This is a genomic window from Dactylosporangium sp. NPDC005555 (genome assembly GCF_040605635.1).
Classification (GTDB): Bacteria; Actinomycetota; Actinomycetes; order Mycobacteriales; family Micromonosporaceae; genus Dactylosporangium.
Window position 1 is genome coordinate 1 of the sequence record NZ_JBEXDG010000189.1, and the last position, 1,138, is coordinate 1,138.

Sequence of the window (1,138 nt, forward strand, 5' to 3'; positions counted from 1 at the left end):
TTATAAAGTGTTGAACATTCGATAAATTCTTTTTTGACTTCTTCATATTCTCTTGGAATCAGTTGATCAAAGTTTTGATTTTCATTTGAGAATAGACGAAACGTGTTTTGCACATTTTCTTTCATGGTGAAGGGCTTTCTAAAAGAGACAATCAACCCAGAATCTTTTCCTGTATAAATACGATTCGTTCTTGAGAACGCTTGAAGGAGCTTTTGATAGTTCATTTCTCGATCAATATATAAGGTTTGAATCGTTGGAGAATCAAAGCCTGTCAATAAACGATCGACAACAATGACAAAATCTAGCCACTGACCATCCGATTGATATTGCTTTTCCTTACGGGCCAACCGTTTATTAATATTTTGATTGTAGAGTTTCTCATCTTGATAAGGAGAAGCATCAAACTGTTTCGCATACTCTTTCATGATCTCTACTAATTCATCGTCTTGTTCATTTTTTTCTAATTGATCCGGATTGGTTGAGAAGGTAATAGCTACTCTTGGGAAATCTTTATCAATCAGTTGATGACGTTCATCAAATTGTCGCCCATTCAAGAGTGTCCCATTATCTTTCATTTCCTTTAAAATCCGGTAAATATGTTTGGCTTGGGCAATCGAGTGAGTGGTAAGAATGGCTGACATCGTAGGAAAACCATTCTGTACCTTGAACTTTTTGACCACACTTCTCCGATTAAAGATTTTTTGTAACATGGTACGAATATGTTCATCTGTTTCATAAAGTTCCGTAGGCAACAATTTTTCTTGTTGTAAGACATCGTCTGGTAACTTTCCTTTATTGAGTTGGGTGACAATTACCTCTTGATCCTCTTCTGAAATCAGTGAATGATACTCGACTTGAAAGCCTAAAACAGCGCCATCATCCATAGCGTTTTTGGTTGTATAGGAGTGAAGGAGTGGCCCGTATTGCTGGCTCGTCGTTCTGGCAAAGGTTCCATTTTCTTGCTTTTTATTTTGTTCAAAAATAGGCGTCCCCGTTAATCCAAACCAGGTTGAATTGGGTAATATTTTCTTAATTCGCTTCATTTCCTCATCACTAACCGCACGATGAGCCTCATCAACAATAAAAACAATATGTTCTTGCCGTAGCTTCTCAAATTGATTCGAGCCTTTTTCTTCAC

At 37.0% G+C, this 1,138-nt stretch carries 1 protein-coding gene; it reads right to left on the reverse strand.

Annotation, left to right across the window (positions count from 1 at the left end; genetic code table 11):
* On the reverse strand, positions 1 to 1,138 hold a 1,138-nt coding region (locus ABZS58_RS51460; RefSeq protein WP_354792170.1), incomplete at both ends, for a DEAD/DEAH box helicase family protein.